The 7,566-nt window shown below is 56.6% G+C and carries 9 protein-coding genes; 4 read left to right on the forward strand and 5 right to left on the reverse strand.

What is annotated here, in order from left to right; genetic code table 11:
- Positions 1-26: 26 nt before the first annotated feature.
- A complete protein-coding gene (locus NW843_RS09290) occupies positions 27-554 on the reverse strand; it encodes a 2Fe-2S iron-sulfur cluster-binding protein (RefSeq protein ID WP_414522765.1) in 528 nt (175 codons plus the stop codon).
- Positions 555-688: 134 nt separating this feature from the next.
- Here NW843_RS09290 and NW843_RS09295 point away from each other — a divergent pair, with 134 nt between their 5' ends.
- Positions 689-1,513: a tetratricopeptide repeat protein gene (locus tag NW843_RS09295; protein ID WP_414522766.1), complete on the forward strand. Its 825-nt coding sequence runs from the start codon at positions 689-691 to the stop codon at positions 1,511-1,513.
- A 79-nt stretch (positions 1,514-1,592) separates the two neighbouring features.
- Here the strand turns inward: NW843_RS09295 and NW843_RS09300 are convergent, their stop codons facing one another.
- Positions 1,593-1,940 carry an STAS domain-containing protein gene (locus NW843_RS09300; RefSeq protein ID WP_011431848.1) on the reverse strand — a complete coding sequence of 116 codons (348 nt, stop codon included), beginning with the start codon at positions 1,938-1,940 and terminating at the stop codon, positions 1,593-1,595.
- A 153-nt stretch (positions 1,941-2,093) separates the two neighbouring features.
- On the opposite strand from NW843_RS09300, the gene NW843_RS09305 reads away from it, so the two are divergent.
- Positions 2,094-3,275, forward strand: a complete 1,182-nt coding sequence (locus tag NW843_RS09305; RefSeq protein ID WP_414522767.1) for a glycosyltransferase — start codon at positions 2,094-2,096, stop codon at positions 3,273-3,275.
- Between the two features lie 8 nt (positions 3,276-3,283).
- Here NW843_RS09305 and NW843_RS09310 read toward each other — a convergent pair whose 3' ends face one another.
- Positions 3,284-4,057 (reverse strand): Uma2 family endonuclease, encoded by a 774-nt coding sequence (locus NW843_RS09310; RefSeq protein WP_011431846.1) that lies wholly within the window; start codon positions 4,055-4,057, stop codon positions 3,284-3,286.
- Positions 4,058-4,264: 207 nt separating this feature from the next.
- Here NW843_RS09310 and NW843_RS09315 point away from each other — a divergent pair, with 207 nt between their 5' ends.
- Positions 4,265-4,957: a response regulator transcription factor gene (locus NW843_RS09315; protein ID WP_414522768.1), complete on the forward strand. Its 693-nt coding sequence runs from the start codon at positions 4,265-4,267 to the stop codon at positions 4,955-4,957.
- 63 nt (positions 4,958-5,020) lie between these two features.
- Here the strand turns inward: NW843_RS09315 and NW843_RS09320 are convergent, their stop codons facing one another.
- Entirely contained in the window at positions 5,021-5,176 is a 156-nt protein-coding gene (locus NW843_RS09320; RefSeq protein ID WP_414522769.1) for a hypothetical protein, read from the reverse strand.
- Positions 5,177-6,111: 935 nt separating this feature from the next.
- Between NW843_RS09320 and NW843_RS09325 the strand changes: the two genes are divergently transcribed.
- Positions 6,112-6,873: an E3 ubiquitin ligase family protein gene (locus tag NW843_RS09325; RefSeq protein ID WP_414342134.1), complete on the forward strand. Its 762-nt coding sequence runs from the start codon at positions 6,112-6,114 to the stop codon at positions 6,871-6,873.
- A 33-nt stretch (positions 6,874-6,906) separates the two neighbouring features.
- Here NW843_RS09325 and NW843_RS09330 read toward each other — a convergent pair whose 3' ends face one another.
- Positions 6,907-7,461 (reverse strand): DUF4079 domain-containing protein, encoded by a 555-nt coding sequence (locus tag NW843_RS09330; RefSeq protein WP_414522770.1) that lies wholly within the window; start codon positions 7,459-7,461, stop codon positions 6,907-6,909.
- Positions 7,462-7,566: the final 105 nt, after the last annotated feature.

Consider the following 7,566-nt stretch of genomic DNA (forward strand, 5'->3'; position numbering starts at 1 on the left):
TTCAGCAAAGTTCAGGGTTTTGGGGGTTAGAGGCATGCTCCCCCATATTGCTGCACCAAGGCCCCCATTTGGGCGAAGTAGCGACCCAAGGTGTAGACAACATCGTAGGGAAAGTTCTCCTCGTCGAAGTTGGCCGTCCCCCGCAGGGAAGCGCTGAGAATGGCGGCGGTGACTTGGTTGCCGACCGAATGGGCCTGCAATTGATGTTGAGCTACTTCCACATCTGCTTTATCGATCACCAGCCGTTGCAGGGTGACATCTCCGGTGATGCGGGTTTGACAGGCCAGACGAATATGTACAGGAAGGTCTAGCCGTTGAGCTAACTTCTTCTCGGCAGGGGTCATGCTGCGGCAGTTTTGGCTGCCTTCCAAAATCAGGATGCGACAGGTGGAGCAGGCGGCATTGCCCCCACAGGCATGGACATGGCGCACCCCCGCCTTGAGCAGATTTTCCAGAACCGTGAGCAGGGGATTGGCTTCCAAGGTGAGGTTGTCGGGGTAACAGGTGATCCGCATGGTTAAGAGGGAGTGAGGGGTGGCAAAAAGATTCAGCACTACCTAAATTCAGTACGGCATTGCCCTCAACTTGGATGCTGTTCTCAGAAGTTTTGGGTATTGGGTAACCTCACCCCGCAGCCTGCCCCGGCGCCGATGATAGAGTACAGAGGAGTCTTCTGCGCGAGCCCTTCATGCCTCAGTCCAAACCCAAAGAGTCCCTAGCCCGCAAGCTCCTCAACATTTTGCTGCTGGTGGTGGGCACGGTAACTTTCTTGGGCTTCTCCTTTGGCCCGCTATTCCAGGCCCTCGGGCCTTCCGAATCTCCAGAGGCCGGCTTGGTGACCGAGCAACTGCAAGCCCAGGCAGATGGCTACCGCGCCGTGCTGGAACGGGAACCGGATAACCCCATTGCTCTGCGGGGGTTGATCGACACCCAACTGCAATTGAACGAGCCGCAAGGGGCAATCGAGCCGCTGAAGAAGCTGGTGGAACTGGAGCCCGAAAATCGGCAACTGAGAGCCTTTTTGGCCGAAATCCAGCAGGATACGGGGGATTTTGAAGGGGCATTAGAACAGCTCCAGATCCTTTACGAGGGGGATCCCAAAGATGGGCAAGTGCTGCAGCAGTTGGTGGATGTGCAGCTAACCCTGGGCCGCACCTCTGAGGCCATTGCCCTGCTGGAGAAGCATCTTGAAGAAGCGCCGGAAGATAATGATGTGCGTTTGCGCTTGGCCTTTGTCTACGCCCGCAACAACCAGACCGAAAAAGCCATAGCCCTCTACGACGAGTTAATCGCGGCGGATCCCAGTGATTTCACTCCCGTGCTCGGCAAAGCCATAGCCCTCAGCTCCGCCACCGATGAAAACCTACGGGCAAAAGCACCTGAGTTGTTTGAGCAAGCAGCGCGGTTGGCCCCACCCCAAGTCCGGGAGCAGATTCGGCAACAGGCAGAAGTTTATGCCCAGGTGAACCGGCCCCAGACGGTCGAGAACCAAAACAGCAACCCCTCCCCCTGAGCAGGTTTTCAACCGTTAGGCTAATCCAGGTGTTGAGAAGCTGATCCCTGACGGTTCTCAGTTGACCCGATAGGGAGAGCTACGGAAAAGACTCAAGTGCCTTTTCTACAGAGGGGTAGATCTCGTAAATGGCATCCAAGCCGGTGATGGAGAAGAGCAGCTTGACTTGCTCCTGCAGGCTGCAGAACTTGAGTTGATAGCCTAAAGTGCGGCAATGGCGATGCGCCCAAACCAGAACCGACAACCCCATGCTGTCGATCAGGCTAACCTGACTAAGATCCAACAAGAAATGCCCCGGTTTCTCGGTGAGAATTTGGCTTAGCTCTTTCCGTACCTCGCGGGCAATCGCGGCGTTGAGCCTTTCACTGTGCAATTTCACAACCGTAACAGGGGATCCCTTGTGGCTGAGCCGGATGAAGACATCCATGAAGAGCCCGGCAGGTTTGAGGGGGAATGGGCACAGGCACGATGGAACCAAACTGATTTTGAGTTGCTAAATCACCATGAGTATGAGTTTGTCTTCCCTGAGCTTGTCTTGCAAGCATTCTCGGACACTTTTCCCTTACAGGTTAGAACTGGCATGAACGGGATCCCTGCTTGGGCCGGAGATGCTGCCGCCCTGAGCCTATTGGTTATGCAAGTGCCGATGCTGGCGGTGCTGCTGGCGCGGCTGCTGCCCTCTTTGCGGCGCCCTTCCCCTCTGCCTCCCGGTCAGCCGGGGATCCCTTTGCAGCCGGGCTTGGTCAGCGTGTTGTTGCCCACCCTCAACGAAGCCGAGCGCATCGATCCCTGCCTGGAAGGATTGCACCAACAGGGATCCGTCCTGCGGGAGGTGCTGGTGGTGGACAGCCGCTCCCAAGATGACACCCCCGAAAAGGTGCTGAAGATGGCTGAGCGGGATCCGCGCTTCCGTCTGGTAACCGACGATCCCTTGCCCAACGGATGGGTGGGGCGCCCCTGGGCCTTGCACTATGGATTTCTCCAGTCGGATCCGGCCTCTGAGTGGATCCTGGGCATTGATGCCGATACCCGTCCCCAGCCAGGATTGGTGGAGCGCCTGCTGGAAACCGCCCAGGCCCAAAGGCTCGACCTGATCACCCTGGCACCGCAGTTTATCCTGCAGCACTGGGGGGAAGGCTGGCTGCAGCCGGCTCTTTTGGTAACCCTGATCTACCGCTATGGGGCAGCCGGAGACAGGGCTACCCTGCCAGAACGGACGATGGCCAATGGGCAATGTATGCTAGTGCGCCGGTCGGTGCTGGAAGCCATGAACGGCTACACGCTGGCGCGGGCCTCCTTCTGTGACGATGTCACCTTGGTGCGGCAGATTGCGGCAGCCGGCTTTAAAGTAGCTTTTTACGACGGTCGGCACCTGCTCAAGGTGCGCATGTACACTTCTTTTGGCGAAACTTGGCGAGAGTGGGGCCGATCCCTCGATTTGAAAGATGCCACCCCTGTGGCCCAGTTGTGGGGGGATATAGCTCTCCTCGTCCTCACCCAAGGGATCCCTGGGCTGGCGGCGGTGGGTTTACTGGGCATGATCGGCTTAGGGCTTTCCCTCTCCCTGACGGAGCAATTGCTGTTGGGGCTGAACTTGGGGTTGCTTGCCCTACGGTTGGGTGTGCTCGTGGGGATTCGCGGCTCCTATCAAGACCCCCCCTGGACGTTTTGGATCTCTCCGCTGGCGGATCCCTTGGCCGTTCTGCGGATAATCCTATCTGCCCTCAGCCGGCCCCGCTCTTGGCGCGGGCGCACCTACTAGGAGAGCCCTCAATCGGCTATTGCCTCGGGATCCACGCCCAACTCCCGCAATTTCGCGGCTAGGCGCTGCTGTTCCAGACGGGCCTGTTCGAGGGCTGCTTCTGCCGCTTCGGCCCGCTGCCGCTCCTGCTCTACCTGTTCGATTCCCCATAGGAGCAAATTCCCATCGGCAGTCCACCACCGCAACCAGTTGGCTTTGGTCTCGGCTTTTTGTCCCCGCCACACCCCCAAAAACAAGCCAATCTCCGGGATCCAGTAGCGACGGTTTTCATCCGCCGATACAGGGGTATAGCGGCCATTCTCCAGGCGGTAGACATCCAGCTCACCGGTTTTGGGATGAAAGATTACATAGACAGGCACCTGCAAAATGCGCTCGTAGAAATACCATTTTCCATAGGGATAGTGGGGATTGATGGAGTACTCGCCGCCCTCGGTTTCGGAGATGAATTCCATCACAATCGCCGGGGGATCCCCTTCTAGGTGGGGGGTATAGCTGCGGCGGATCTCTCCTTCGGGAATCGGCTGTACTGCGGGCACATAAACCCAGTCGGGGGCTTTCACCACCACCTTGTCCCCGACAGTGCTGCAAAGGCCAAAGTTGGAGGCGATCAAAGCCTGGGCAGGGATCATCTGAGCGAGTTCCAATGCCTCACGCAGAGCAGCAGCCAAAAGGGGCTGTAAGGTGCTTTCCACAGGCTCATCCGGCAAGGGAAAGTCTTCCGGCAGTTTTTCCCATCGAATGGGAGGTAGGGGCGGGGTGAGCCGAACAGGAGAGAGGGTCATGGCTTAGGATACTCATGGTGATAAGGTACATGAATGCCTTTTGAATAACTCAAAGCACTTGCTGATATCAACCCCAGGCAATTCCACAGGGCTGTTGCAGGCTAGGACGGATTCAGTCATCTCGACTGCCAATCCATACGGTTGAGATATGCTTGGGGGCAATGAGCAAGTTTTTCGGCGTCTTCCTTGGATTCAGCAAGAGAGCGTATGCCAGAGCCTGAACCCTCTTCTGCCCACATTCTGGTGATCGAAGATGAAGCTAAGCTGGCTCGTTTTGTGGAAACGGAGCTGACCTGTGAGGGATATCGAGTCAGCGTAGCCAGCGATGGCATGGCCGGGTTGAGGGCAGCCTGCGACCAAAACCCCGACTTGGTGCTGTTGGACTGGATGTTGCCCGGGATCTCAGGCCTGGACCTTTGTCGGCAGCTGCGCTCAACGGGCAACCGCGTGCCGGTGGTGTTGATGACCGCCAGAGATGAGGTGGCGGATCGGGCAGCAAGCTTGGACGCTGGGGCGGATGACTACGTGGTCAAGCCTTTCAGCATTCAGGATCTGCTGGCTCGGATACGGATCTATTTGCGGCAGCCAAAGCGATCCCGCGACGGCCAGTTGGTGTTCATGGACCTGACCCTGGATCCCGTAACGCGGGAGGTAACCCGGGGAGAGCGACAGGTGGAGCTGACGGCCAAAGAATACGACCTGTTGCGCTACTTGATGGAACACCCCCGTCAGGTGCTCACCCGCCAACAGATCTTAGAGCATGTGTGGGGCTGCGACTTCACGGGCGACTCCAATATCATCGAGGTCTATATTCGCTACTTGCGCCTCAAGATCGAAGGCCCAGGGGAGAAGCGCCTTATCCAGACGGTGCGCGGGGTAGGCTACGTGTTGCGCGATTGACATGCCCCCCGCCCCAAAGAGCAAGGATTCTGGTTCCTGGTTCTGCGACAGCACTTAGCTGTATCAGGTTTCCCCTCCACGACGGCGGTGCCTATCTCCCCAGTCGTTCCCCCAAGCGCTCCGCGCCGCTAGCGTGAAAGACTTGGCCAAGTGGTGATTTCTCACCAAGTTCTGCACCTGCAAGTCCTCATAAACCACAATGTCGTGAGATATTCCCACACACTGGGCTAGCTCAATAACCCGGTCTCTACGCTGGCGCCAGACTTTGATTTGGTTGAAGTGTACCTCGCCAAGCCGCTTCCTCTACTTGTGGTAGTTGCTGTATTGAGGTTTTACCCCCTTCCTATTCACGCCAGCGGGCCGTGGGCCTAACTTTCTGCTCAGTCTTCTTTGCTGTTGCTTCAATCTCCTTTCGGCACGACGCAAAAACTGGAGACACGGCACAGCTTGCCCACTGCTGTCGCCCACATCCAGCCCCACCACCTGGCCGGTGTACTCTGTCATCCAAGGCTTGGTACTGCGCTGGAGTGGCGTTGAGGAGTTTGGCTTCTCTGACCAGCGTGGGTGTATCTTATCGCAGGTCTAACAGGGCAAAAGCCGTCCTGGAAGGGCGGGGCTTCAGGCCTAGCTTCTTGGTAAAGTTTGGAACTGCCCGCATTCGGGATTGCCTTAAACTTCTCTTAAATCCTGTTTCACAGGTAACTGCTAGCATGAGGCCAACTTCACTCCCACCCCCGGAAAGGAAGGCCTTTATGAACTGGCTGATGCTGCTTGGTCTGCTTTGTCTTCCTGCCTCTCTGTTTTCGTTTGTTGAGTATTTGCGCTCCCAAAGGTTGGTTCAACAGCTCTCTGCAACTCGGTTGCTCAAGATAGCCGAGCTTCGCCATCTCGGTCAGACCAACCCCCAGGCAAAAGGAGCAAACTTGGCTCAAGTTTACGGCAGGGTTGTGTGCGATCGGCCTTTGGTATCGGAACTTTCGCGACAGCCTTGCGTCTACTACAAGTCTGAGATCTCTTGGGAGTATGACGAGATCGAATGCTATCGAAGGTATTTGAATAGCCAAGGCGATGTAGCGTATAGCGAACGGATCAGCGAAGGCGAATATCAGAACGCTCTACGCTTGGGATCCCGAGCAAAATCCTATCCGGGGGAGATGGTCGGGAAAAAGCCCGGCTTGGGCTACTCTGACTCCGGTTCTTTTCAGAAAAGGGTTGATCCCGACTACTCTAATTCTTTTCCACAAAAGCCCAACCCTGGCTACCCCGGTTCCGGTTCTTTCCAGAAAAAGCCTGGTTACCCCGACTACCCCCAGCAGCTTGGCTCTCCAGGCTATCCTCAAAAATCGCCGTTTTCCGAAGTAAGCTCTCCCCAAAAACACTACGCCAACGTGTATTACGATCCGAGCACAGGTCGGGAATATCTCCTTGAAAGAGAGACGAGAACGAGAGACGAAACCCTTCACTCGGTGGTTCGCCAGATCCCTTTTTTCATCGAAGACGAAACTGGAAGGGTGAGGGTGGATCCCACAGGTGCGGAGATAGAGGCTATGTCGGTTGTGGATGAGCATATTTTTCCAGGAAAAGGGCCCAGCCGGTTCAACTTCAATCTCAAGCGCTACCTTTCCGGAGTGAGAACAGAAAATCGCTCCACCCGAGCTTTTATCTATAAGGAATGGGTGATTCCGGTGGATGCGATGGCGTTTACCATGGGGCAGGTGCGTTTTGAGGCAGGGGATCCCGTGATCCGAAAACCCCTTTCTGGGGAAAGGTTTATGATTGCCCCCAAATCCCCTGAAGCCCTCTTGGAAGAGCAGCGCTCCAATGCCAGCAGCTACCTGGTGGGATCCGTCGTCCTGCTGGGTATCGGCATTTTCACCGTGCTCCACCTGCTGCAATCCCTGCAGCCTTATCGCTAGTTCCTGCCCAGGCAGAGGGAAGCCTACTGCCACTCACAACGACAAACCCAGCTTGAGCCCAAGCAGGGCATGGGCAAACAGTACACATAGAATGAGGCTGCCCACATAGGCATGGGTGGTGCGCAAAGCAGCGCGGTTGCCCCCAAAGCCGCTGAGGGACAAAGCTCCATTCACCGCCAACAACAGCAACACCAGGGATCCCGTCCAAAAATGGGGGCTGCTCAACAGGGGCTTCCCTTGCATCACCAGAGAAAGAAGGCCGCCAGTGTAGCCCAAGGCAATGAAGGTGGCCATCCAGGGGGCCAATTTGCGGTGGTCAAGCAGAGGCTTCTGGGCCGCTTCCGTCAGGGATCCCTCTGGCGCTGTGGAGGCGGCTGCCAGACGCAAGGCCCGTCCTCGCCACCCAGTCAGGCCGACAAAGCTGCCCATCACCACCACCACGATCCCCATCATCAAGGGGTGACCCCATTGCACAATGGGTTGGGGCAAGTTAAGGCCGGCAAAAAACTGGGCTACGGGCTGCAAGGTGGCGGCTAACCCATCCGAAGCTGCCGACAGATCCGGCAAGGCCAAGCTCAACAGGTTCATGGCGCTCCCTCTACCTCCGCAATAAATCTACAGCTGCTTAACAAATCTACAACACCCCAATTCTAGGTCGTGTTGATCTTATGTTAGGATAGAGAGAATAATTTA

Origin of the sequence: Synechococcus sp. R5-12, assembly GCF_047502655.1 — a bacterium.
Classification (GTDB): Bacteria; Cyanobacteriota; Cyanobacteriia; order Thermostichales; family Thermostichaceae; genus Thermostichus.

Bases quoted from the DNA above. Each gene is read 5' to 3' on its own strand.
- NW843_RS09295 (WP_414522766.1), top strand. From the start codon at position 689: ATGCCTCAGTCCAAACCCAAAGAGTCCCTAGCCCGCAAGCTCCTCAAC.
- NW843_RS09300 (WP_011431848.1), bottom strand. From the start codon at position 1,940: ATGGATGTCTTCATCCGGCTCAGCCACAAGGGATCCCCTGTTACGGTT.
- NW843_RS09305 (WP_414522767.1), top strand. From the start codon at position 2,094: ATGAACGGGATCCCTGCTTGGGCCGGAGATGCTGCCGCCCTGAGCCTA.
- NW843_RS09310 (WP_011431846.1), bottom strand. From the start codon at position 4,057: ATGACCCTCTCTCCTGTTCGGCTCACCCCGCCCCTACCTCCCATTCGA.
- NW843_RS09315 (WP_414522768.1), top strand. From the start codon at position 4,265: ATGCCAGAGCCTGAACCCTCTTCTGCCCACATTCTGGTGATCGAAGAT.
- NW843_RS09325 (WP_414342134.1), top strand. From the start codon at position 6,112: ATGGTCGGGAAAAAGCCCGGCTTGGGCTACTCTGACTCCGGTTCTTTT.
- NW843_RS09330 (WP_414522770.1), bottom strand. From the start codon at position 7,461: ATGAACCTGTTGAGCTTGGCCTTGCCGGATCTGTCGGCAGCTTCGGAT.